At 66.5% G+C, this 23,487-nt stretch carries 18 protein-coding genes; 9 read left to right on the top strand and 9 right to left on the bottom strand.

The window, feature by feature from the left end:
• Positions 1-23 precede the first annotated feature (23 nt).
• From ACQR03_RS24140 to ACQR03_RS24125, 4 genes are all read right to left on the bottom strand, one after another.
• A complete protein-coding gene (locus tag ACQR03_RS24140; RefSeq protein WP_316185377.1) occupies positions 24-857 on the bottom strand; it encodes a COX aromatic rich motif-containing protein in 834 nt (277 codons plus the stop codon).
• A gap of 72 nt (positions 858-929) precedes the next feature.
• On the bottom strand, positions 930-2,261 hold the full coding sequence (locus ACQR03_RS24135) for a PQQ-dependent sugar dehydrogenase (protein WP_434841964.1): 1,332 nt from the start codon (positions 2,259-2,261) through the stop codon (positions 930-932).
• Positions 2,262-2,342: 81 nt separating this feature from the next.
• Positions 2,343-4,130 carry a chloride channel protein gene (locus ACQR03_RS24130; protein WP_315826439.1) on the bottom strand — a complete coding sequence of 596 codons (1,788 nt, stop codon included), beginning with the start codon at positions 4,128-4,130 and terminating at the stop codon, positions 2,343-2,345.
• Between the two features lie 255 nt (positions 4,131-4,385).
• Positions 4,386-5,618 (bottom strand): acetyl-CoA C-acetyltransferase, encoded by a 1,233-nt coding sequence (locus ACQR03_RS24125; RefSeq protein WP_434841963.1) that lies wholly within the window; start codon positions 5,616-5,618, stop codon positions 4,386-4,388.
• Positions 5,619-6,187: 569 nt separating this feature from the next.
• On the opposite strand from ACQR03_RS24125, the gene ACQR03_RS24120 reads away from it, so the two are divergent.
• The 7 genes from ACQR03_RS24120 (at position 6,188) to ACQR03_RS24090 (ending at position 16,623) form a co-directional block, all read left to right on the top strand.
• On the top strand, positions 6,188-7,153 hold the full coding sequence (locus ACQR03_RS24120; protein ID WP_434841962.1) for an amidohydrolase family protein: 966 nt from the start codon (positions 6,188-6,190) through the stop codon (positions 7,151-7,153).
• 45 nt (positions 7,154-7,198) lie between these two features.
• Entirely contained in the window at positions 7,199-8,512 is a 1,314-nt protein-coding gene (gene dctA / locus ACQR03_RS24115; RefSeq protein ID WP_315715667.1) for a C4-dicarboxylate transporter DctA, read from the top strand.
• 242 nt (positions 8,513-8,754) lie between these two features.
• Positions 8,755-9,675 carry a PepSY-associated TM helix domain-containing protein gene (locus ACQR03_RS24110; RefSeq protein WP_315715666.1) on the top strand — a complete coding sequence of 307 codons (921 nt, stop codon included), beginning with the start codon at positions 8,755-8,757 and terminating at the stop codon, positions 9,673-9,675.
• Positions 9,676-10,040: 365 nt separating this feature from the next.
• Positions 10,041-11,603 carry an efflux transporter outer membrane subunit gene (locus ACQR03_RS24105; RefSeq protein ID WP_316170642.1) on the top strand — a complete coding sequence of 521 codons (1,563 nt, stop codon included), beginning with the start codon at positions 10,041-10,043 and terminating at the stop codon, positions 11,601-11,603.
• On the top strand, positions 11,603-12,718 hold the full coding sequence (locus tag ACQR03_RS24100; RefSeq protein ID WP_316170643.1) for an efflux RND transporter periplasmic adaptor subunit: 1,116 nt from the start codon (positions 11,603-11,605) through the stop codon (positions 12,716-12,718). Before ACQR03_RS24105 ends, ACQR03_RS24100 begins: the two co-directional genes overlap by 1 nt.
• A gap of 32 nt (positions 12,719-12,750) precedes the next feature.
• Complete coding sequence (locus ACQR03_RS24095; RefSeq protein WP_434841961.1) at positions 12,751-15,822, top strand: efflux RND transporter permease subunit; 3,072 nt, start codon at positions 12,751-12,753, stop codon at positions 15,820-15,822.
• Between the two features lie 111 nt (positions 15,823-15,933).
• Positions 15,934-16,623, top strand: coding sequence for a PadR family transcriptional regulator (locus ACQR03_RS24090; protein WP_315715662.1), 690 nt, complete (start codon positions 15,934-15,936; stop codon positions 16,621-16,623).
• Positions 16,624-16,962: 339 nt separating this feature from the next.
• Here the strand turns inward: ACQR03_RS24090 and ACQR03_RS24085 are convergent, their stop codons facing one another.
• Entirely contained in the window at positions 16,963-17,799 is an 837-nt protein-coding gene (locus tag ACQR03_RS24085) for a class III extradiol dioxygenase family protein (protein ID WP_315751971.1), read from the bottom strand.
• Between the two features lie 5 nt (positions 17,800-17,804).
• Positions 17,805-18,158: a protocatechuate 4,5-dioxygenase subunit alpha gene (locus tag ACQR03_RS24080; protein ID WP_315751972.1), complete on the bottom strand. Its 354-nt coding sequence runs from the start codon at positions 18,156-18,158 to the stop codon at positions 17,805-17,807.
• Positions 18,159-18,281: 123 nt separating this feature from the next.
• On the opposite strand from ACQR03_RS24080, the gene ACQR03_RS24075 reads away from it, so the two are divergent.
• The gene (locus tag ACQR03_RS24075) at positions 18,282-19,214 is read left to right on the top strand and encodes a LysR family transcriptional regulator (protein WP_315715659.1); all 933 of its coding nucleotides are present in this window, start codon (positions 18,282-18,284) and stop codon (positions 19,212-19,214) included.
• Positions 19,215-19,238: 24 nt separating this feature from the next.
• Here ACQR03_RS24075 and ACQR03_RS24070 read toward each other — a convergent pair whose 3' ends face one another.
• The 3 genes from ACQR03_RS24070 to ACQR03_RS24060 all read right to left on the bottom strand — a co-directional run bounded on the left by ACQR03_RS24070 (position 19,239) and on the right by ACQR03_RS24060 (position 21,690).
• The gene (locus ACQR03_RS24070; RefSeq protein WP_315715658.1) at positions 19,239-19,625 is read right to left on the bottom strand and encodes a VOC family protein; all 387 of its coding nucleotides are present in this window, start codon (positions 19,623-19,625) and stop codon (positions 19,239-19,241) included.
• A gap of 75 nt (positions 19,626-19,700) precedes the next feature.
• Positions 19,701-20,978 carry a flavin monoamine oxidase family protein gene (locus ACQR03_RS24065; RefSeq protein ID WP_316202532.1) on the bottom strand — a complete coding sequence of 426 codons (1,278 nt, stop codon included), beginning with the start codon at positions 20,976-20,978 and terminating at the stop codon, positions 19,701-19,703.
• A complete protein-coding gene (locus tag ACQR03_RS24060; RefSeq protein ID WP_316194533.1) occupies positions 20,971-21,690 on the bottom strand; it encodes a RibD family protein in 720 nt (239 codons plus the stop codon). The genes ACQR03_RS24065 and ACQR03_RS24060 overlap by 8 nt, the downstream gene beginning before the upstream one ends.
• A gap of 165 nt (positions 21,691-21,855) precedes the next feature.
• On the opposite strand from ACQR03_RS24060, the gene ACQR03_RS24055 reads away from it, so the two are divergent.
• The gene (locus ACQR03_RS24055) at positions 21,856-23,382 is read left to right on the top strand and encodes an alpha/beta fold hydrolase (RefSeq protein ID WP_434841960.1); all 1,527 of its coding nucleotides are present in this window, start codon (positions 21,856-21,858) and stop codon (positions 23,380-23,382) included.
• Positions 23,383-23,487: the final 105 nt, after the last annotated feature.

Here is a 23,487-nt window from a genome sequence, read left to right as displayed (position 1 = left end):
GGCCCACTCCCTTTGCGACGACTTCAGTGGGCATGCGCCGTTCCGCCTTCCGGCCGCGACTGGTTCTCGCTGAGCTGCGGTCCCGGCGCCGGAGGGATCTTCTGGCTGGCGATGTTGCCGAACAACTCGGGATCCGCGAGCCGGTAGGTCTTCGGGCGGGTCTCGACGGACTGCGCCGCGAGCTCCTTGTAGCCCGCCTCGTCGAGCACCTGGCCGCTCCTGGCAGCATTCGTCACCCAGTTGGCGAAGTCGGGCTGCGAGACGACGTTGGTGTCGAACATCATGTCGGGAAAACCGTCGCCGCTGAAATGCGAGGCCAAGCCCTTGTAGGTCCCGACATGATCTCCGCGCAGGTTCAGCCGCGTGACCATGCCGTTCATGGTGTAGATCATGCCGCCGAGCTGCGGGATGAAGAAGGCCGTCATGACGCTGCCGGATGTCAGCTCGAAGCGCAGTGGCGCGCCGATCGGGACGGTCAGGCTGTTGACGGTGGCGATGCGCTGGTCGGGATAGATGAACAGCCACTTCCAGTCGAGCGACACCGCCTGGACGCGGATCGGAAGCCCAGTGCCGTCGACGGGCTTGCCCGGGTCGAGCTGGTGCGAGCCGATCCAGGCGACGCCGCCGAGCAGGATGACGGTGAGCGCGGGGATCGACCACACCACGAGCTCGACCGCGCCCGAATAGGCGAAGTCCGGCCGGTAGCGCGCCCTGGTGTTGGAGCTGCGGAACCAGAACGCGAAAGCGAGCACCGCGATCGATGTCGGCACGATGATCGCCAGCATGATGATGACGGAATCGATCAGGATCGTCTGCTCGGCGGCGGCGATCGGCCCTTGCGGATCGAAGATGTTCATACGCTCATCCGGCATTCATCCGCGCTCCCAACCCACACCGGATCGAGAGGTTCCTGCGCCGCAAAGATCCGCTCAGCGGCTCACGCGCCAGATCGTGCTGTTGCCGTCTTCGGAGATGAGCAGGCTGCCGTCGCGCGCCACGGTGACGCCGACCGGCCGGCCCCAGACCTCGCGATCGTTGACGACGAATCCGGTGACGAAATCCTCGTATTCGCCGGTGGGCACGCCGTCCTTGAGCCTGACCCGGATCACCTTGTAGCCGGTGCGCTTGGACCGGTTCCACGAGCCGTGCTCGGCCGCGAAGGCATCGCCGCGATACTCCGGCGGAAACAGATTGCCGTCGTAGAATGTCAGACCGAGCGAGGCCGAATGCGGCTGCAGCAGCACGTCGGGCACGGTGATCCTGCCCTTCAGGTCGGGGCGCTCGCCGGCATGGCGCGGGTCGGGGTTGTCGCCGATGTAGTACCAGGGCCAGCCATAGAAGCCGCCCTCCTTCACCCGCGTGACATAATCCGGCACCAGATCGTCGCCGAGCCCGTCGCGTTCGTTGGTCGAGCACCACGGCGTTCCGGTCGCGGACTGGATGGCGAGGCCGACGCAGTTGCGGATGCCGGTGGCGAACAGGCTGCGGTTCTTGCCGTCGGGATCGAACGCCAGCACGCTGGCACGGTCGGCCTCCCCGCCCCAGGCCGCGCCGAGCGGGTGCGCCTTGATCCAGGCACTGACTCCGCCGGCTGGCTCTCCCAGCGCTTCGCCGACATTGCCGGTGGAGCCGACCGACACCAGCATGCGCTTGTCGTCCCTGGTGAAGACGATATCGCGCGTCGAATGGCCGTAGCCGGCCGGCAGATCGGGCACGACGACCTGCAGCGGCCCCTGCGCCTTCATGTCGCCGGCTCGATAGGGAAAGCGCATGACGCGCTCGGTGCTCGCGACATAGATCCATTGCGGATCGCTGCTCGGGTAGAAGGCGATGCCGAAGGGATGGCCGAGACGGTCGGCGAAGATCTCGCTCGACGCGACCTTGCTGCCGTCCTCGCTCGGACGCAGCACGCGGACGCGCCCTGCCCGGGTCTCGGCAACGAAGATGTCGCCATTCGGCGCGGTGCGGAGGATGCGCGGCCCGCTCAGCCCCTCGGCAAACAGCGCGATCTTGAAACCGTCGATGACCTTCGGCACGGCGGAGGCCGGTCGTTGCATCACGCGGGAGACGTTGGCTGCGGACGCCGTCGCCCCCGGTTTGGGCAGGTCTTCGGGACGGATCAGCCTGATTGTGCCAGGTGCATCACCCTGCCAACTGCCGAACGCGTCCTTGCCTTTCAGCACAACAGGTTCGGCTGCGGCGGTGGTCGCCGCCAGCGCGCTCAAGGTCGCCACGACAGCCGTGCTGATCAGTCTCGTCATGCGGTCCTCACGCGTCTCGAACGGCCGGCAGTCTACCCCGGTCGAGGACCGGCGATCACGTGTCGCGGCGGCGGGACGCGATCACGACAGCGCCCCGAGCACGCCGCGCGTCGCCTGGTCGATCTCCTCGACATAGCGGCGGCGCGCGAAGGACTCGGTCAGGAAGCCGATCACCTTGCGGCTGTTCTCCGATTCCAGCACCGCCAGCTCTTCCGCGCCGGAATCGTCGAAGATCTTCATCGCCGTCTTGACGTTCATTTCGGGCAACAGCGCGACGTCGAAATATTTGGCAAGCTCGACCACCTGGATCTCATCGGCGATGGAGTCCAATTCGCCCGAGAACAGATCGGGCAAGGAGACCAGCCCGCAATAATCGTCGCTGTTGTTCACCACCACCACGGCCTGGCGCGTGCCCAGCGCGAACTCGCGCCGGCAGGCCGCGATGCTGGTCGTGGTCGGCACCTTGGCGACGTCGGAGCGCATCAGCCGCTCGACCGTGAGGTTGCGCAGCCAGCCGACGTCATTGGCGCTGCGGATGGTCTCGCCGCGCAGATGCAGGCGCCAGGTCGAGAACGAGTGGCCGAACAGGACGCGGACGCACACCGACGTCACGATGCAAGCGCCCAGCACGACGGCCGTGACGTCGACGCTGCGGGTCATCTCCAGCACCAGGAACGACATCGTCAGCGGCCCGCCGACGATGGCGACACCGAGCGTCGCCATGCCGGTGAGCATCGCCACCAGCGGGTCGATCGCGAGCCCGAGGCCGGCCAGCGCGAGCAGTCCCGCAAACAGCTTGCCGAGCAGGCTGCCGACGAACAGCGAGGCGAAGAACAGACCGCCGCGGAAGCCCGAGGCCAGCGAGATCAGGCAGGCGGCGAGCTTGAGCACGATGATGGTGGCGATCATGCCGACCGCCATCTCGCGATGCAGGTCGAGCAGCATTGCGCCGTGGCCTGCCGCCAGCACCTGCGGCGTCACGATCGCCATGGCGCCGACACAGACCCCGCCGATCACCGGGCGCAGCCACACCGGAATGCGGACGAACAGCCGCTCGACCGCCGGCGAGGCACGCATCACCACGATGCCGATGCCGGCGACGAGGAGCGCCAGCACGAACAGCGCGATGTATTGCTCGAAGCCGACCGCGCCGACCTTGGCGACCTCCAGCGAATACGGCGCGCCGGCGAGATATTGCGAGGTCAGCGCACCCGCCAGCGAGGCCGCCAGGATCGGCGCCGCGCTGCCGACGGAGTAGACGCCGACGATCAGCTCATAGGCATAGAACGCCCCCGTGATCGGCGCGCCGAAAGCGGCCGCAATGGCGGCGGCCGCACCGCAGCCGAGGATGAGGCGCATATCGTTGCGGCGGAGCGTGAGATACTGCCCAAGCAGCGAGGCGACGCCGGCGCCGATCTGGGTGTAGCCGGCCTCGAGCCCGACCGACGCGCCGGAGCCGTTGGAGACCAGGGTCTGGCCGCTCACCACGATGCTGTCGCGCATCGACAGCCGTCCGCCGCGCAGCGCATTGGCCTCGACGGGGTCGACCGCGGCCGCAATCTTCCAGCGCCGCCGCAGCCATTCCATGATGCCGAGCGCAAGGCCGCCGCAGGCGGGCGCGATCAGGGCGACGGCCGGGTTGACCGAGGTATGAGCGCTGAGCCGGACATCGATCGGAATGCCGTAGATGACCACATGCGCGACCTGCGCGATCAGGCTCATCACCGTCACGATCGCACCCGTCGCAACGCCGATCACCAGCGCCAGCGGTATCAGGTAGAACTCGTTGCTGCGCAGCAAAGCCCGCAGCCGCGTGACCACCCGGTTCGAAGCCTTGCGATCGATGATATGCGACAGCGTCGACAGCACAGAGAGCCATTTCTTCTACGATGAGGCCTCGCCGTGGCAATAACCTGTCGCAACTAGCGGAACAAGCGCGAATTCCTGTCCGATCGAAACGTGGTTGACTGGTCCGGAAACTGGAACCGCCGCGGCTCGCGCGATCCTGCGCCTCAACTGCGCGGCACCGCCGAGGTCACAAGCGGCCCAGGTGCAAAACAACGGCGCCCGCCACGGGAGACTCCGCAACGGGCGCGCGCAACTCAAATCGAGGAGATGTCCCGTTCAGATCCGCTCGATGATGATCGCGGGTGCCATGCCACCGGCCGCGCACATCGTGACCAGGCCGCGCTTGAGATCGCGCCGCTCGAGCTCGTCGAGCAGCGTCCCGATCAGGATGGAACCGGTGGCGCCGATCGGATGTCCCAGCGCGATCGAGCCGCCGTTCACATTGACCTTGGCGCGGTCGAGCTCGAGGTCGCGGATATACTTCTCGGCGACGACGGCGAACGCCTCGTTGATCTCGAACAGGTCGATGTCATCAAGCTTGAGCCCGGCCTTGGCCAGCACCTTGCGCGTCGCCGGCACCGGGGCGTTCAGCATCAGGGTCGGGTCGTCGCCCATATTGGCCATCGCCACGACGCGTGCCCGCGGCTTCAGGCCATGGGCCTTGGCATAGGACGGCGACGCCAGCAGGATCGCCGCCGCACCGTCGACCACGCCCGAGGAGTTGCCGGCGTGATGCACGAATTCGATCTCGAGGCCGGGATAGCGCTGCAGGATCAGGTTGCGATACGTCGTGCCCTTCTCGTCCAGCGCGTAGTCGGCGATCGCCGGAAACGCCGGCTTCAGCGCGGCCAGCGCCTCGGCCGTGGTCTGCGGCCGGGGGTATTCCTCGTGGTCGAGCGCGACGCTGCCGTCCTCGCGATGCACCGGCACCAGACTCTTCTTGAAATGGCCGGCAGCGATCGCAGCCGCCGCGCGCTTCTGGCTCTCCAGCCCGAGCGCGTCGACGTCGGCGCGGGTGATGCCTTCCATGGTGGCGATGGCATCGGCGCAGACGCCCTGATGCGACTGCGGATGCAGCGCGCGCAGATGCAGATTGCCGGCATCCATCATCAGCGGCCCCTCGCCGCGCCGACCGTCCATCGACATCATCTCGCAGCCGCCGGCGACGACGAGGTCCTCCTGCCCGGCCATGATCGAGGCCGCGGCGATGTTGACGCTGGTGATGCCGGAGCCGCAGAAGCGATCGAGCGTGACGCCCGAGGCGCGGATGTCGTAGCCGGCGTCGAGCGCCGACATGCGGCCGAGATCGCCGCTCTGCGGTCCGCGCTGCGACGAGCAGCCCCAGATGATGTCGTCGACATCGCCGGTATTGATGCCGGTGCGGTCGGCCAGCGCACGCAGCACGGTGGCGCCGAGATGCTGCGGGTGCAGCCCGGCGAGCGCGCCCTTGCCGGCCTTGCCAATACCGCGCGGCGTTCTGCAGGCATCGATGATGAGCGCGTCGACCATGGTGTTTCCTTTGCCCGAAGTTGTTGTGCGCTGACAGCGCGCGGCGTCTCGGCGGCCGCACGCCTCTCTTTGCTGTCGCATAGCATTGCGCATGCGGTCTTCACAACGGCGCTTGAAGCTGCCGGCGCATGACCAGAACGCACGCCATGGCTTTGACACAACTCACCTTTCCGCCGCACGAACAATTCCGCGGATCGGCGCGCTCGGGCTGCCTTCTCGCAGACTGGTTGAAGAGCAGCCCATCTCGCCCAGACGCGCTGCAACGCAGCTCGAACGGAGGGTCTCGGCAACGTTGGCAGTTGGACTGCAGAGCATTGTCCAACCCAGCGAACTGACCGTTCACCCAATGCTTCTTGTCATGCTGCAGAGGCTGCAAGATCCTCGATCAGGAACAACTGGGATCACAGCGATCCGCCGGCTCGGGAGCCGGACCCCCCATGATCACGACGCCACGTTGAGAGGTCGCCCGACCTCTCCTTCGTGGCGTGACGATAGCAAACACGAACGATGCCGGAGCCTGGCGGGCAGCGCCTGCCTGTGACCGCGGCCATCCCGAGGAGGACGCTCTGATGTTGAGACGAGACCTGCTGGCCACCATGGCCGGACTGGGAGCGGCGAGCGTGCTCGGAGGCCCTGCCCTCTCCGCCGACGAGGCCAAGATCCCCAGCATCGCCGGCCCGGATCCGGCACCGAAGACCCCGAGCTTCAGGGCGCCACCGGGCAGCGTCGATACCCACACCCACATCTTCGGGCCGGCCGCGACCTATCCATTCTCGCCCACTCGCCCCTACACGCCGCCCGACGCATCGCTGGAGATGTTCCAGGCGCTGCACGCCAAGATCGGCGTCGAGCGCGCCGTCATCGTCAACGCCACCGTCCACGGCACCGACAATCGGGTCGTGACCGATGCGATCGCGCAGAGCAACGGCAACTACAAGGGCGTCGCCAACATCAACGCGGCGATGTCCGATGCCGACCTCGCGGCGCTCGGCAAGGCCGGCATCTGCGCCTGCCGGTTCGCCTTCCTCCGCCGCCTCGGCGGCGTCGGCGACATGAACGTCTTCCGCACCCTGGTGGACCGCGTCGCGGCGATCGGCTGGCACGTTGACGTTTATCTCGAGGCCGGGACGATCCAGGAATTCGTGCCGATCCTGAAGGCGCTGCCGGTCACCTATGTGATCGACCACATGGGCACGATCAGCGCCGCCAAGGGGATCGACGATGCCGGGTTCAAGGCGCTGCTCGACCTGCAGGCGAGCGACGACAAGTGCTGGATCAAGATCACCGGTCCCGAGCGCGCTTCGGCCTCCGGCCCCCCGTTCCACGACGCGGTCCCGTTCGCCCGCAAGCTGATCGACAACGCGCCGGATCGCGTCATCTGGGGCACCGACTGGCCGCATCCGAACGTCAAGATCATGCCCAATGACGGCGATCTGGTCGATCTGATCCCACTCTACGCCCCGGATCCGGCCATGCAGCGAAAGCTGCTTGTCAGCAATCCCGAACGGCTGTTCAAGTTCGAGTCCAAGAGCTGAGTCACCGCCAGCTGCGAATTCGCCCCTTCAGCAACAGGACCGATCATGACCACCACGACCCTCACCGCCGACAGCAAGGCAGGCGCCCGCCGCGGCTGGTGGAAGGAGCTTTGGGTCCAGGTCATGATCGCGATGGCAGCGGGCATCCTGCTCGGTGCCATCAAGCCGGATCTGGGCGCCCAGATGCAGCCGCTCGGCGACGCCTTCATCAAGGCGATCCGGATGCTGATCGCGCCGATCATCTTCTGCACGGTGGTCAACGGCATTGCCCACATGGCCGACATGGCCAAGGTCGGCCGCGTCGCGATCAAGGCGCTGATCTATTTCGAGGCCGTCACGACGCTGGCGCTGATCATCGGCTTGACCGCGGTGAACCTGTTTCAGCCCGGCGTCGGCATGAACGTCGACCCGGCGACGATCAACTCCGCGACGATCGAGCCCTATGTCAAGCAGACCGCTGCGGTCGGCTTCGTGCCGTTCCTGCTCAACATCATCCCGCAGACCTTCGTTGGCGCCTTTGCCGAGGGCAATATCCTGCAGGTGCTGTTCATCTCGGTCATGTGCGGCTTTGCGCTGATCTGGCTCGGCGACCGCGCCAAGCCGGTGACGGACGTGATCGATGTCGCCGGCCGGATGATCTTCGGTGTCGTTCGGATCGTGATGTGGGCAGCGCCGCTGGGCGCATTCGGGGCCATCGCCTTCACCGTCGGCAAGTTCGGTCTGGGCTCGCTGGCCAAGCTCGGCCTGCTGCTCGGCAGCTTCTATCTCACCTGCCTGATCTTCATCGCCGCCGTGCTCGGCCCGATTGCCGCCTTCACCGGCTTCAGCCTGTGGAAGCTGATCCGCTACATCAGGGACGAGGTGCTGGTCTGCATCGCCACCACGTCATCGGAGACCGTGCTGCCGCGCATGCTGGCGAAGCTCGAAGCCGCTGGCTGCGAACGCAGCATCGTCGGTCTCGTCATCCCCACCGGCTATTCGTTCAATCTCGACGGCACCTGCCTCTACCTCGCGACCGCCGCGGTGTTTCTGGCGCAGGCGACCAACACGCATCTCGACATCAGCCACCAGATCGGGCTGCTGCTGATCCTGCTGGTGACGTCGAAGGGCGCGGCCGGCATCGCGGGCGCCGCCTTCGTCGTGCTGGCCGCCACGCTCGCCGCGACCGGTACGATTCCGGTCGCCAGCGTCGCGCTGGTGCTCGGCATCCATCGCCTGATGTCGCAGGGGCTGACGCCGACCAACCTGATAGGCAATGCAGTCGCCACCATCGTCATCGCGAAGTGGGAGAACGGCTTGGACGCGACATGCCTGCGCGAGGTGCTCGATGGCCGCAAGACGGCATCTGATACAAATTGACATCATCCCAGCAGTCCTGAAACGACCTCTGCCGCATTGATGCCGATCAAACGGCGCATGACCTAAAATTAATAGTTATCTCCTTCGTCTCGCTGCTGCGCTCAGCTAATGAAGCGCGGCGGACGACAGGTTGATATCCCGGCGTCGTCCAGCGAGAACGATCAGAAACGTTCACGGAGCAGACGCCTGCGGACAACGGTCCCGCATGATACCGCGTGCGAGACGATCAATCGGAGACGATCATGAACAAGCAGCTTCTGCTCAAACTTCACCGTTGGATCAGCCTCGTCTTTGCGCTGCCATTGCTTGTCATCATCGTGACCGGGCTGATCCTCTCCTTCGAGCCGATGGCGCAGGTCGCCGCCGTCAAGCCGCAAAGCGTCGATCCGGCGCGCGTGGTCGCGCTGATCAAGCAATACGATCCCGACGGCAAGGCACGCGGTCTGTCGATCGACGCCTCCACGCAGCATCTGACCTTGCAGGGGGCGCCGGGCGCCGAGGTCGACATGACAACCGGTGCCGCCGTCGAAAAGCCGGCGATGCCCAGCGTCTTCTCGTGGGCGCGCAGGACCCACGAGCATCTGATCGGAATCCCCGGCCTCACCCTGATCTCGACCATCGCCATGATCAGCATCATGATCATCGGCATTCTGATGGGACTGCCGCGGCTGCGCAACACGCTGTCCGGCTGGCACAAGGGCACGGCCTGGTTCACGCTGCCGCTGATTTTGCTCAGCCCGCTCACTGGACTCTGCCTCGAGCTCGGCCTGACCTTCGCAGGCGGCACTCCTCCTGCCGCAGCCAAGCGCGTCTCGCTGCCTGACGCCGTCAGCATCGTCGCCAAGGACCACGACCTGTCGTCGGTGAACTCGATCGGCAATCGCGGCGGACGGATGATGGCGCGCATCATCGAGGGCGATGAGCTCAGGGCCTATGCCGTCACGTCCGACGGGCTCTCCGCGTTGCCGCGCAACTGGCCGCGCCTGCTGCATGAAGGCAACTGGTCTCTGATCGGCAGCGCGGCCAACGTTCTGATCTCGGTCGCGCTGTTCGCGCTGCTGGTCACTGGCCTGCTGATCTGGACGCAACGCCGGCTGCGGCGCCCGAGCCGCGTGCGCGACGTGCCGGCGAAGCCGGTGGTCGCATCCTCGATGCCATCCTGACCGGCGCTACGTTGCAGACGCCGGCTCGCACCGCGGGCCGGCTTCCAGCGCGATCTGCACGCGCTGCTTCGCTCGGGCCTGCCGTGGACAATGTGGGCGCGACGACGCTTTTTCGATCATTGTGAGAAACGACGCAGCTGCCCGCCACCGCGGGAAGGGCAGCGGCGCGTTCTCGGCGTTCGTCTCGGAGCTGTCATGCCCGCGTCCCGATGCAGACGAGCGCCGGCGCCGCGCAGCGGTGCGCGAGACGTGAAGCTGTGAGCAAGCTCGCTTTGTCATCAACGTGACTTGACTAGGCCGGAACCGCCACGCATCGTCGGCGACAGAAAACGAAACGGTTTAGTTTTATGTCCGATGATGTCAAAATGTTTCATGCCTGTTTGGGGCTGGTCCCGAGATGCAGCGCGCTGCCCTTGCGGCTCGGCCTCCTCGGCTGCAGCATGCTGCTCGCGTCCTGCGCCGTCGGTCCGGACTTCATGTCTCCCGACGCGCCGGCCGCAACTGGTTATGTGGCCGAACGTCGGCTCGCCGCGACCGCCGGCGCCTCGACACCGGGCGGCAATGTGCAGAGCTTCGCGCCCGGAGGCGATCTGCCCGGCACTTGGTGGGCGCTGTTTCATTCCCGGCAGATCAACGCCTTCGTCGAGGAGGCGATTCGCAACCACCCGGACATCGAAGCCGCACAATTGGCGCTGCGTGCTGCGCGCGAGAACGCGCTATCGCAGCAGGGCGCGCTGTTTCCGCAGCTGAGCGCGAGCGGCTCGGCCGAGCGTACGCAGGCCTCCAGCACGCAGCAGGGACAATGGCCTGGTCAGACCTCGCTGTACACGCTCTATGGCACGTCGGTGAGCGTCAGCTACGCGCTCGACCTATGGGGCGGCACGCGTCGCCAGGTGGAGGCGCTGCAGGCGCAGGCCGACTACCAGGCCTTCAAGATGGAAGCGACGTATCTGTCGCTGACCGCCAATGTCGTCACCGCCGCGATCAGCGACGCCTCGTTGCGCGATCAGATTGCCGCGACGGAGGAGATCATCAAGGCGGAGACCGACCAGCTTGGCCGGATCCAACACCAGTTTGACGTCGGCGCCATCTCCAAATCCGACGTGCTGGCGCAGGAAGCAACGCTGGCGCAGGCCAAGGCGACCTTGGCGCCGCTGCAGAAGCAACTCGCACAGCAACGCAATCAACTGATGGCCTATCTCGGCCGGCTGCCGAGCCAGGATCGCGGCGAGCATGTGACCCTCGCGGAGCTGCGGCTGCCGCGCAAACTGCCGATGTCACTGCCCTCCTCGCTCGTCCGGCAGCGTCCCGACATCCGGCAGGCCGAGGCCACGCTGCACCAGGCCACAGCGACGGTCGGCGTCGGCGTCGCCAATCTGCTGCCGCAGGTGACGCTGTCGGGCAGCTACGGCGCAAGCGGACCGGGCCGGCTGTTCTCGCCGACGACCATCGTGTGGGATGCGGCCTCGAGCGTCAGCCAGAAGCTGCTCGACGGCGGCACGCTGTATCACACCAAGGAGGCGGACGTCGCCACCTTCGAGCAGGATCTGTCGCTCTACAAGAGCACCGTCATCACGGCGTTCCAGAATGTCGCGGATTCGCTGCGCGCCATCCAGTACGACGCCGAGGCGCTGAAGGCCCAGGCCGCCGCCGAGAAGGCCACCGCCGACAGTCTCGCCATGGCGGTCGAGCAGTTCAGGAGCGGCGCGGTGCCCTACGCCAACGTCATCAACGCGCAGCAATCCTATCTCAACGCACGCGTCTCCCGCATCAAGTCGCAGGCCACGCGCTTCACCGACACCGCGGCGCTGTTCCAGGCGCTCGGCGGCGGCTGGTGGAATCGCCAGGACGAGACCCCGGCGGCGCTGCCCCGCGCCAATCCCGGCTACTTCGCCGGTCCCAATCGTACGACCCAGGAAGCAATGTAATGAAGAAACGCATGACGATCATGCTGGCCGCCATGGCGGTGCTGTTCGGCGGCCTCTACGGCTTTCAGACCTTCAAGGGCATCATGATCGCCAAGGCGATCGGCGCCATGGCCAACCCGCCGCAGACGATCTCGACGGTCGTTGCGGCGACCGCAGCATGGCGCTCCAACCTCACCGCGGTCGGTTCGCTGCGCGCCGTCAACGGCGCCGATCTGGCGCTGCAGGCCGCAGGCATCGTGCAGGGCATCCAGTTCAATTCGGGCGACACCGTCGAAGCCGGCCAGCAATTGCTGCAGCTGGTCGCGACCGATGACGTCGCCAAGCTGCAGTCGCTGCAGGCGACTGCCGAGAACTATGCCATCGTCGTCAAGCGCGACGAGGAGCAGATCAAGTTCAACGCGGTCAGCCAGGCCACGCTCGACAGCGACCGCGCCAACCTGAAGAACGCGCAGGCTCTCGTGACGCAGCAGAAGGCGATCGTCGAGCAGAAGACCCTGAAGGCGCCCTTCGCCGGCCGGCTCGGCATCCGCGCCGTCGATCTCGGGCAGTATCTCGGCGCCGGCACCACCATTGTCACCCTGCAGAGCCTCGATCCGATCTTCGTCGATTTCTATCTGCCGCAGCAGTCGCTCGCCGACATCCGGATCGGCCAGGACGTCGGAATCGCCGTCGACGCCTACCCCGGCGAACGCTTCACCGGTCAGATCTCGGCGATCAACGCCAAGGTCGATTCGACGAGCCGCAACGTCCAGATTCGTGCCACGCTGCACAACGATGCGACGCGGTTGCTGCCGGGCATGTTCGCCAAGGTCGAGATCGCGACCGGCAAGCCCGAACAGCTCGTCACGCTGCCGCTGACAGCGATCGTCAGCAATCCCTATGGCGATCTTGTCTACGTGGTCGACGATCTGAAGGACGGCGAGGGCAAGGCGCGGCAGACGTTCGTGAAGAGCAAGCCGGCCAAGGGCGACCGGATCGCGATCACCGACGGCATCAAGCCGGGCGAGACGGTGGTGATCGCGGGACAGATCAAGCTGCGCAACGGCAGCCCGGTGAGAATCGACAATTCGCACGTGCCGGTCGCGGAAGCCGCGCCGGATGTCGTCGACCAATAATCCGGCCAGCCCGCACCATCAGAGTCATCACTATGCGTTTCACAGACATCTTCATCCGCCGGCCGGTGCTGGCGCTCGTGGTCAGCGCCCTTATTCTCGTGCTCGGCCTGCGTTCGATGACGACGCTCGCCATCCTGCAATATCCGCGCACGCAGAACGCGATCGTCACGGTGAGCACGGCCTATGCCGGCGCCGATAGCGACATCATCGCCGGCTTCATCACCACGCCGCTGGAAAATGCGATCGCCCAGGCCAACGGCATCGACTACATGACGTCGACCAGCGTCACCGGCAGCAGCACCATCACCGTGAACCTGCGGCTCAACTACGATTCCGGCAAGGCGATGACCGAGATCAACGCCAAGGTGAACTCGGTGCTGAACCAGCTGCCGACAGGCACGCAGCAGCCGACCCTGACCTTGAAGGTCGGGCAGACCATCGACTCGATGTATATCGGCTTCGCCAGCGACGTGCTGGCGCCGAACCAGATCACCGACTACCTCACCCGCGTGGTACAGCCGAAGCTGCAGGCGGTCTCCGGGGTGCAGACCGCCGAACTGCTCGGCGCCAAGAAATTCGCGCTGCGCGCCTGGCTCGACCCCGACAAGCTTGCGGCCTATGGCCTGACGGCAACCGACGTGTCGACGGCACTGTCGGGCAACGACTACATCTCCGGGCTCGGTACCACCAAGGGCCGCCTCGTGCAGGTCGATCTCGCCGCCGCGACCAACCTGCATTCGCTGGAGCAATACCGCAATCTCGTCGTCAAGCAGGTCAATGGCGCCATCATCCGCCTGCGCGATGTCGCCAATGTCACGCTCGGCAATGACGACTACGACAGCGCGACGCGCTTCAACGGCAAGACCGCGGTCTACATCGGCATCCAGGTGGCGCCAACGGCGAACCTGCTCGACGTCATCAACGGCGTGAAGGTCGTTTATCCGGAGCTGCAGCGACAGCTGCCGAACGGCATCACCAGCGAGATCCTGTACGACTCCACCGATTTCGTGAACTCGTCCATCGACGAGGTGATCCATACGCTGGTGGAGGCGATCGGGATCGTAATTGTCGTCGTCTTCATGTTCCTGGGATCGTGGCGCTCGGTGCTGATCCCGGTGATCGCCATTCCGCTGTCGCTGATCGGCACCTTCGGCCTGATGCTGCTGATGGGCTTCTCCATCAACCTGCTGACCTTGCTGGCGCTGGTGCTCGCGATCGGCCTGGTCGTCGACGACGCCATCATCGTCGTCGAGAGCGTGCACCGCCTGATCGACGAGGGTGTGCCGCCGGTCGAGGCTGCCATCCAGTCGGCGCGCGCGCTGGCGAGCCCGATCATCGCGATGACCGTGGTGCTGATCGCGGTCTACGTGCCCGTCGGCTTCCAGGGCGGCCTCACCGGCGCCCTGTTCACCGAATTCGCCTTCACGCTCGCCGGCGCCGTCACCGTCTCGGCGGTGATCGCGCTGACGCTTTCGCCGATGAACTGCGCCTGGCTGCTGCGCCGGACCGAGCGCGACGCCACCACGGTCGAGGCGCGGCTGGTGCGTGCGATCGACCACGTGCTCGAACGGCTCGCACAGGGCTATCGCCGCGGGCTCGAAAGCGTGTTCGCGACCAAGCCGGTGGTCGTGGTGTTCGCGCTGCTGCTGCTGGCGATGATCCCCTGGCTCTATGTCAGCTCCACCAGCGAGCTCGCGCCGGACGAGGACCAGGGCATCGTGCTGTCGCTGACGAATTCGGCGCCCTCGGCCACGCTCGAGCAGCGCCAGTTCTACGGCCAGCAGCTGTACGGCCTGATTGCCCAGCGGCCGGAGACGCGCACCGTGTTCCAGATCGACACCTCGACGCAGGTGATCGGCGGCTGGGTGCTCAAGCCCTGGGATCAGCGCAATGCGACGACCAAGACCCTGCAGCCGGAATTCCAGCAGCTCCTGAACGGCATCGCCGGCGCCCGCTCGGTGGCGTTCCAGCCCTCGCCGCTGCCGGGCAGCAACGGCCTGCCGGTCCAGTTCGTGATCGGCACCACCGGCGCGTTCGGCGAGCTCAACGACGTGTCGCGCGATTTCATGGCCAAGGCGCTGGCGAGCGGCCGATTCATCTTCCTCGACAGCGATCTGAAGATCGACAAGCCGCAGACCACCGTGGTGTTCGATCGCGACAAGGCCGCCGATCTCGGCCTCAAGATGAGCGATCTCGGCGGCGCGCTCGCGACCATGCTGGGCGGCAATTATCTCGACTATTTCAGCCTGGAGGGCCGCTCCTACAAGGTGATCCCCCAGGTCCGGCAGAACGACCGCCTCACCGACAGTCAGTTGCTCGACTATTCGATCCGCACCAGCGGCAATGCCATGGTGCCGCTGTCGACCGTGGCCCGGCTCGAGCACAAGACAATCCCTGAGTCGCTCAATCACTTCCAGCAGATCAACGCGGCGACCATCTCCGGCGTGGCGATGCCGGGCATCGCGATGGGCGACGCGCTCGCCACCTTGAAGGAGATCGCGAAGTCGCTGCCATCGGGTTACTCGATCGACTATGGCGGCGCGTCGCGACAGCTCGAGCAGGAATCCGGCGGCTTCGTCACCACCTTCGTGTTCGCGCTGATCATCATCTTCCTGGCGCTCGCCGCCTTGTTCAACAGCTTCGTCGATCCGATCATCATCCTCGTGTCGGTGCCGATGTCGCTGGCGGGCGCGCTGATCTTCATCAGCCTCGGCGTCGGCGGCGCCAGCATCAACATCTACACCCAGGTCGGCTTGGTCACCCTGATGGGCCTCGTCAGCAAGCACGGCATCCTGATGGTCGAGGTCGCGAACGAGCTGCGCGAACAGGGCAAGGACCGCACCGAGGCGATCATCGCGGCGGCCACCGTCCGCCTGCGGCCGATCCTGATGACCACGGCGGCGATGGTGCTCGGCGTGATCCCGCTGATCACCGCGAGCGGCGCCGGCGCGGTGTCCCGCTTCAACATGGGGCTCGTGATCGCGACCGGACTCGCGATCGGCACCCTGTTCACGCTGTTCGTGGTCCCCGTCGCCTATGCGCTGATTGCGCATCGCGGCACGGCGCACGAGGTCGCGGGTCGCGTGACCGAGGCAATCCCATAAATCGCGTGAAATCAACGCGTTATTTGCAGATTCGGAAACCTGCATCGGTCACGGTTGACAAACGAAACCTATAAACGATATATCGTTCGTACGAAACGGAGATCATATCGTATGAGACATCATCATTGGACGTTTGGCCCCTCCCGCAGAGACGACGACAACCAAGAGCGCGGCTGGGGACATCGCGGACGTCATGGACGGCGTGGCTTCGACGAAGCCTGCGAGGAGATGCGCATGGGCGGGCGCGGCGGCGGGTTCGGCCCGCGGGCGGCCGGCCTGTTCGAGCGTGGCCGCCGCGGCGGTCGCGAGGAGTTCGGGCGTGGCGGCGGCGGCCGCTTCTTCGGTCCCGGCGATCTGCGCAGCCTGCTGCTGTGGCTGATCGGTGAGAAGCCGCGCCATGGCTATGAGCTGATCAAGGCGGTCGAACAGTTGGTCGGCGGGGCGTACTCGCCGAGCCCGGGCTCGGTCTATCCGATCCTCAATCTGCTCGAGGACATGGGCCAGATCGAAGCGGCATCGGCCGAGGGCGGCAAGAAGCTGTTCGCGATCACCGACGCCGGCCGTCAGGCACTGAAAGAGGATGAAGCCGCCATCGATGGCCTGCTGAGCCGGCTGCGCATCATGGCCCGCACCATGGGCGGCATGCGCCCGCCGGAGCCGGTGCTGCAGAGCGTGCAGACGCTAAAGATGGCGCTCAAGATGCACCGGCAGGGCTGGAGCGACGCGGAAGCGAAGCGTGTCAGCGACATCCTCACCCGCGCCATCGCCGATATCCAGGGCGACGAGGGCACCGCGAGCTGACATCAACATCAGCCAGGAGCGGAGCCGTGGCAGCCGGAATTGATATCCGTGTTCGCGCCGCCCAGACGCTGCGTTCCCTCTCAACCGTTCTTCACGGCGAGAGGGTCGGGGTAAGGGCAACCGCACGGAAGTCGGTCGAAGGGAGCCACTGACAGCCACATCCCTCGATAGCATCCGCGGTATGGGTCCGGCGTTCGCCGGGACGACAGCAGTGGTGGGGCGCGGCCTATCCAAGCCCACCCGTGTCGTCCCGGCCTTGAGCCGAGACCCATACCGCGTGATCGTCGTTGGCAGACGACTCTCAGTCGTCGCCTTCCGAAAAAGACTCTCGCAGGGGCCCTACACCGGCTCCAGCACCATCAGTCCCGTCGCCGTGTTGGAGATCGGGATATGATAGTTGGCGTGCTCCTTGCGGACCTTCTCCGGCAGCGTGCCGCGCGCCACCATCCAGTTCAGCAATTCGACGCCCTGGGTGCCCGACAGCTCGACCAGCTCGGTGGTCGAATACTTCGTCGCCCAGGCGGGATCGTCGACCATGCTGGCCATGAACTTCTCGTCGAAATCCTTGTTGATGAAGCCGGCGCGCTCGCCGTCGAGCTGATGCGACAGGCCGCCGGTCCCCATCACGACGACGCGCTCGTCCTTCGGCCAGGATTGAATCGCCCGCGCCAGCGCCTGGCCGAGCTTGTAGCAGCGCGCGGCCGACGGCAGCGGCGCCTGCACCGTGTTGACGACCACGGGCACCACCCGCACCGGCCATTTCTGATCGGGCCAGCACAGCGCCATCGGCAGCGTGAAGGCGTGATCGACCACCATCTCCTGGCAGGTGGTGAGGTCGAAATCCTCCTTCACCAGATGCTCGATCAAATGCCAGGACAATTCGCTGTCACCCTTGAACGGCGCGGTCTGCGGAATGCCCCAGCCCTCGTCGGCATTGCTGTAGCTGTCGGCCGCGCCGACCGCGAAGGTCGGCATCTTGTCGAGGAAGAAGTTGAGGCCATGGTCGTTATAGACGAGCACGACCACATCCGGTTTGACCTTGGCGAGCCACTCGCGGACATGCGGGAAGCCGTCGAAGAACGGTTTCCAATACGGATCCTGCTGCAGGCCCTTGGCGATCGCGCCGCCAATGGCCGGAACGTGCGAGGTGGTGATGCAACCGACGATCTTTGCCATGACGATTACCCCCTCGCCGCCAGAAGCTTGGCCTTGAACTGCTCTTTCGTCAGCCCGGTCTGCTGCGCGCCGATGTCCTGCATGTCGAGCCCGAAGATGCCGGCGAACTTGGCGAGGTAGTAGGCGTTGCCGCCGGCCTCGATCAGCTCCAGCACGTTGCGGTTCCTGATCGCCGCGCGCTGCTGTGCATTGAGGCCGTATTTGGCGCAATAGCCGTCCTCGTCGGCGACGAACGCCTTGCGGTTGGCGGCATCGTTGAACGAGTAGCACATCTTGTTGAGGGCGTAGCCTTTGCGGGCCTGCTCGCCGTCGAAGATGGTGGTGCCGGGCACGGGCTGCCGGGCTGACGTGGTGGACATCTGAGCCTCCCCTGGGCGTGTTTCGGACGGCCGCGCTTGATCTGGATCAAACGCGGCGCCGTTCGTGCCCGCCAGTATCGCCGACAGACAACGTCAATAAAGGCCGCGCGACCGATCCGATCCATGAGCCAATTCGATCATTTGGACCTCGACGGCCACCTGCTGCAGCTCCTGCTCGCCGTCATCGAGGAAGGCTCGGTCACCCGCGCGGCGCAGCGGCTCGGAGTCACGCAGTCGGCCGTCAGCCATCTGCTCGACAAGCTGCGCACGATCACCGGAGATCCGCTGTTCGTGAAGTCCGGCCGCGGCATCGTGCCGACCGCGCATGCGCAGCTCCTGGCGCTGCGCGCCCGCGCGCTGCTCGACGATCTCCGGAGCTTCTCGCACACCGCTGCGTTCGAGCCGGCGAAAATCTCCGCGCAGGTGACGATCGCGGCCAATGATCTGCAGCGCGACCTGCTGCTGCCGTCCCTGCTCCGTTACGCCCGCGCGCAGGCGCCGGGCCTCAGCCTGCGCGTGATCCCTTCCGGCGCACCGACGCCGGAGATGCTGCGCGAAGAGCACTGTCAGCTCATCATCACGCCGCGCCCGCCCGAGGGCAGCGACATCCTGCAGAAGCGGCTGTTCGAGGACAGCTATCGCGTGTTCTACGATGCGAGCCAGCGCGAGCCGCCGCAGAGCCTGGAGGACTATCTCGCCAGCGACCACGTCACGGTACTGTACGAGCCGCGGCGCCGCCTCGACATCGACGAGGTCCTCGCCGAGCGCGGCCTAGTCAGGCGGTTCGCGGCGCAGGTGCCGGGCTTCGGCGGCATCGGCCCGTTCCTGCGCGGCAGCCGCATGATCGCGACCCTGCCGAGCCTGCTGCGCGCCTACATGCTGCGCGGCCTGGCGGTGGCGCCGGTGCCCGTCCCCTGCCCGGCGATGCCGATGTACATGGTCTGGCACTTGCGACACCACGAAGATCCGATGCACCGCTGGCTGCGCCAGCAGCTCGAGATCGTGGTCGCGCCGAGCTTGGCCGCGGCCGCCGAGCACATGCCGGTGATGGCCTGACTCATCCCGAGGGGTGAGCGGCCCTCACGCCGGCGCGTGGCACACCGCCTCGATGTTGTTGCCGTCGGCGTCGCGCACGAACGCGCCGTAATAGTTCTCGTGATAATGCGGCCGCAGTCCAGGCGCGCCGTTGTCCATTCCGCCTGCGGCGATCGCCGCTTGATAGAACGCATCGACCGTGGCGCGATCCTTGGCGTGGAACGCGACATGCGTCGAGGTCGCGGCCGTCCCGCCGGTGCCGATCCAGAAATCCGGACGGCCGTCGCCGAAGCCGGCATGATCACCATGGCCGCCGGTCTGCGCGTCGGTGATCTCCATCATCAGGACATAGCCGAGCGGCGCCAGGGCGGCCGCATAGAACGCCTTGGCGCGGGCGAAGTCGGAGACAGGGAAGCCGACGTGGTCGAGCATGGTGATCCTCTCCATGGTGACCGGCGAATGCTAGCGCCGTGGGCGCACCGGCGCAACGTGTCGAACACGGCTCGATCACATCGAGAAGATGCGCCGCGCCGTTTGTTGCCCACTCGCCAGCGCCGCCTCGACCGTTCCCATGTCGCGTCCGCGATACAGCGCTTCGCCGGAGATCAGCACCCGTCCGCCATCCCGACGCGAAAGCGTATCCTGCGCCTCGTGGGATGTCAGCGTCGCATAGGAATAGGCCCCGCGCGCGAACGGATCCTTCGCCCAATCCGTGACATGCGACGCGACGAGCTGCTGCTTCAGCAAGCACACGGGCTGTGAGAAGATGTTTGCGAGCGCCGAAAGCCCGTTTTCGATCAGCGCGGCCTCGTCGCACGCGGCGAAGGCGCCGGCCGGCGGCCCGGCGAGCCAGCCGGTCAGCACCGCGTCATCGTTCGGATGCTGCGTCCACCACACCGGCACGTCGGCATCGGACAGCACGAACAGCATGTCGGAAAGGTCCTCGGTCCGGGCCTCTCGCCACCAGCGACGCTCGAAGCGAAGCAGCAGCTTGATGACGTTGCCGAAGCCGATGGTTTCGGCTGCGGCCAATTGCGGGCGCATGGCCGGCGGCAGCGCGATGGTTCGCAGCAGCGGCAGCGGCACGGTCAGGATGACGAGATCGCCGCGCTGCGCACGGCCGTCAGCCAAGCGCACGACGACACCATCATCGGAGCTCTCCACCGCGCGGACCACCGCCTCGAGCAGCATCGCCACGCCATGCACCCGGCACTCCGCCAGGAGATGATAGAGCAGCGCCGCGTAGCCGCCGACGATGCGCGCCTGAGCGCCGCGGTCGCCGCCCATCCATTCGTCGCGCAGCGCGAACACGCTGGCACGACCGGGATCGGCCGCGTCATAGCCCTGCACCATCCCCAAGACCGACTTGCGCAGGGCGGCAAACTCCGCGCCGGCGAAATGCCGATCGAGCAGCGCCGTCACGGTCATATCCTCGTCGAGCTGACGCGCCACGCGGTGCAACTGGCGCATCTGCCGATCAGCGGGATCCTCGCGCGAGAACGCGCCATCCGTCACGTACCAGCGCGCGCCATCGACCGGCGTCGAGGTGAGCCCCGCCTCGGCCATCAGCGCGTGGGTGACGGGCGCCTCGCCATGGATGAATTCCGCACCGGCATCCGCGCGATATCCGAACCTGCTTGCAGGCAGCGGATGGATTCTCCCGCCGCAGCGGTTGCGCGCCTCCAGCAGCGTCACCTGCTGGCCTGCGCGGGCCAGTTCGCGCGCCGCCATCAGGCCCGCGGCACCGGCCCCGACGATGATGATGTGCATTCGCCGCTCAGCCATGACTTGCCTGGGCCGGCAAGGCCGAGCCGTTGGTGATCTTGTAGCGCAGCCACAGCGCGCCGCCCTCCAGCGCCGTGCTGCTTTCGAGCGTCATTGCCGTGATCGGGGCACGCTCGCCGGACTCGGCTTCCGTCGAATCGAACACGCTGGGCGCCCCCTTGGCGCCATCCACCGCCGGACACAGAACGAGGTTGAACTCGTCGACCAGGCCCGCGCGAAGGAACGCGCCGTTGGCACCGCCACCGCCTTCGAGCAGCAGGCGTTTCACGCCGAGCTCCTGCGCGACGATCTCGAGCACGCGCGAAAGATCGAGCTTCGCCTGGCCGGCGAAGATGTACGACACGCCCTCGCCGCGCAGTCCCGAAAGATGCGCATCCGACACGGCCTCGGTCAGCACGACGACGATCGGATCGCCGCCGATGTCGGAGCGACCCCAGCAGATCTTGCCATGGGGATCGAGCACGATGCCGTAGGCCTTGGCATCGCGGCGCGCGATCCAATGGGTGCGCGGGAATCGCTCCGTCGTCTCGGCCGGATAGGCCGAGCCCTTGGCGAATTCCTGGCCGGTGACGCGGCCGATCAGCCAGGCGTCGCCGCCGAGCTTGTCATGCACCTGCTCGAACAGATCGCCCGATCCCTTCGGACGCCAGCGGCTCGGCAGGGTCCGGCCGTCGACGCTCGACGCCATCAGGCAGATGACTTCCGGTTTCATGCATCCTCCTTGTCGCCGCTGAACGGGGGTCACCGAATATCGCTCCGGCGGCGTTGTCAACGAAGCGGCGTGCGTTTCGTTCGATTGCGCCGGTGCCGCTCGCCTGCGCCGTCGCTGTTACCGCACCAATTCCTGCGCTAGTTTCGGCTGCAAACGGAGCCGATCATGGACGCTGCGCCGCGCAGACGAGACGCCATCGGTTTGCGCGGGGCAGCCCTGCTGGCCGCAGCGCTTGCCGGCCTCGCGCTCTGCGTCGCCGGGATCTGGCGCCTCGAAGCCGAGCGCGCGGGCATCACGATCACCCCGCTGCAGGCAGGCACCACCCCCATCACCGTCTATCGGCGCGACGACGCGGCTGCGGCGCCCGTGGTCGTCATTGCCCACGGCTTTGCGGGCTCACGCCAGTTCATGGAGGCCTATGCGCTGACATTGGCGCGCGCGGGCTATGTCGCGGTCTCGTTCGACTTCGAGGGGCATGGCCGCAATCCGACGCCGATGTCGGGCAACGTCACGCGCATCGACGGCACGACGAAGGAGCTGATGAGCGAGATCGGTCGCGTCGCCGACGCCGCGCTGTCCCTGCCGGAGAATGACGACCGGGTGGCCCTGCTCGGACACTCGATGGCTTCCGACATCATCGTCCGCCAGGCGCGGGCCGATCCGCGTGTCAGGGCGACGGTGGCGATCTCGATGTTTTCCGAGGCCGTCACGGCGAGCGCGCCGCGCAATCTGCTGATCATCACAGGCGAATGGGAGGCGGCCCTGCGCCGGGATGCGCTGCGCAACCTCCGGCTCGCCGATCCCGCCGCGCGCGAGGGCGACACCGTGGGCGATCCCGCCGCAAATGGCGGACGCCGCGCCGTCGTCGCGCCCGGAGTCGAACACGTCAGCGTGCTGTATTCGACGACCGCACTGCGCGAGGCGCGCGACTGGCTCGATCGGGCGTTCGGCCGCGCCAGCAGCGGCCCGGTCGCTTCGACTGGCGGTGCGGTCGCGCTGCTGCTCGCCGGCATCGTGCTGCTGGCGTGGCCCTTGGCCGAACTGCTGCCGAAGGGTGATGCGCCGCCGCCGACAATTCCGCTGCACAGTCTTGCGATCGCCACGCTGGTGCCGGCGGTGACGACACCGATCGTCCTGAGGTTCGTCGAGACCCGCTTCCTGCCCGTTCTGATCGCCGACTACCTCGCCGTACATCTCTTCGTGTACGGCACGCTGTCGCTCACGCTGCTACGCGCGCAGGGCGTTCACTTCGGCCGCGTGGCCTGGCTCGCGGCGCTGGCGCTGGCCGCCTACGGCATCTGCGGCTTCGGTGGCGCGCTCGACCGCTACGTCGCCTCGTTCATGCCGATCGCGGCGCGCCTGCCGATCATCGCAGCGATCGCAATGGGCGCGGTGCCCTACATGCTGGCGGACTGCATCGCCAACAGGGGCGGCCACGCCGCGCTATGGCGCACCGTGTGGATCCGCACCGCCTTCCTGGCCTCGTTGGGCGGGGCAGTCGCGCTCGACCTCAAGCGGCTGTTCTTCCTGCTCATCATCATCCCCGTGATCGTGCTGTTCTTCATCGTGTTCGGACTGATCGGCGGCTGTGTCGGTCGCAGGACCTGCTCGCCGATGGCCGAAGGCCTCGGTCTCGGCATGATCCTGGCGTGGTCGCTCGGGGTGTCGTTTCCGATGTTCCTGCCGGGCTAGCGTCCGTTTCCGACATGTGCGAACGAACGTGCTGTCCGACGATCCGAAACGCGGACATGAAGCACGCGCTCGTGCCGTGCCGTCGCCCCTCGCAGACCCGACATG

The organism is Bradyrhizobium sp. HKCCYLS3070 (assembly GCF_051167575.1).
Classification (GTDB): Bacteria; Pseudomonadota; Alphaproteobacteria; order Rhizobiales; family Xanthobacteraceae; genus Bradyrhizobium.
The sequence above is the reverse complement of the archived record's forward strand: the minus strand, read 5'-3'. Positions and strand labels throughout refer to the sequence as shown.

Coding starts and splice junctions, on each gene's coding strand:
- ACQR03_RS24105 (WP_316170642.1), top strand. CDS start 10,041: ATGTTTCATGCCTGTTTGGGGCTGGTCCCGAGATGCAGCGCGCTGCCC.
- ACQR03_RS24085 (WP_315751971.1), bottom strand. CDS start 17,799: ATGGCAAAGATCGTCGGTTGCATCACCACCTCGCACGTTCCGGCCATT.
- ACQR03_RS24080 (WP_315751972.1), bottom strand. CDS start 18,158: ATGTCCACCACGTCAGCCCGGCAGCCCGTGCCCGGCACCACCATCTTC.
- ACQR03_RS24100 (WP_316170643.1), top strand. CDS start 11,603: ATGAAGAAACGCATGACGATCATGCTGGCCGCCATGGCGGTGCTGTTC.
- ACQR03_RS24125 (WP_434841963.1), bottom strand. CDS start 5,618: ATGGTCGACGCGCTCATCATCGATGCCTGCAGAACGCCGCGCGGTATT.
- ACQR03_RS24090 (WP_315715662.1), top strand. CDS start 15,934: ATGAGACATCATCATTGGACGTTTGGCCCCTCCCGCAGAGACGACGAC.
- ACQR03_RS24065 (WP_316202532.1), bottom strand. CDS start 20,978: ATGGCTGAGCGGCGAATGCACATCATCATCGTCGGGGCCGGTGCCGCG.
- ACQR03_RS24095 (WP_434841961.1), top strand. CDS start 12,751: ATGCGTTTCACAGACATCTTCATCCGCCGGCCGGTGCTGGCGCTCGTG.
- ACQR03_RS24110 (WP_315715666.1), top strand. CDS start 8,755: ATGAACAAGCAGCTTCTGCTCAAACTTCACCGTTGGATCAGCCTCGTC.
- ACQR03_RS24060 (WP_316194533.1), bottom strand. CDS start 21,690: ATGAAACCGGAAGTCATCTGCCTGATGGCGTCGAGCGTCGACGGCCGG.
- ACQR03_RS24135 (WP_434841964.1), bottom strand. CDS start 2,261: ATGACGAGACTGATCAGCACGGCTGTCGTGGCGACCTTGAGCGCGCTG.
- dctA (WP_315715667.1), top strand. CDS start 7,199: ATGACCACCACGACCCTCACCGCCGACAGCAAGGCAGGCGCCCGCCGC.
- ACQR03_RS24140 (WP_316185377.1), bottom strand. CDS start 857: ATGAACATCTTCGATCCGCAAGGGCCGATCGCCGCCGCCGAGCAGACG.
- ACQR03_RS24120 (WP_434841962.1), top strand. CDS start 6,188: ATGTTGAGACGAGACCTGCTGGCCACCATGGCCGGACTGGGAGCGGCG.
- ACQR03_RS24070 (WP_315715658.1), bottom strand. CDS start 19,625: ATGCTCGACCACGTCGGCTTCCCTGTCTCCGACTTCGCCCGCGCCAAG.
- ACQR03_RS24055 (WP_434841960.1), top strand. CDS start 21,856: ATGGACGCTGCGCCGCGCAGACGAGACGCCATCGGTTTGCGCGGGGCA.
- ACQR03_RS24075 (WP_315715659.1), top strand. CDS start 18,282: ATGAGCCAATTCGATCATTTGGACCTCGACGGCCACCTGCTGCAGCTC.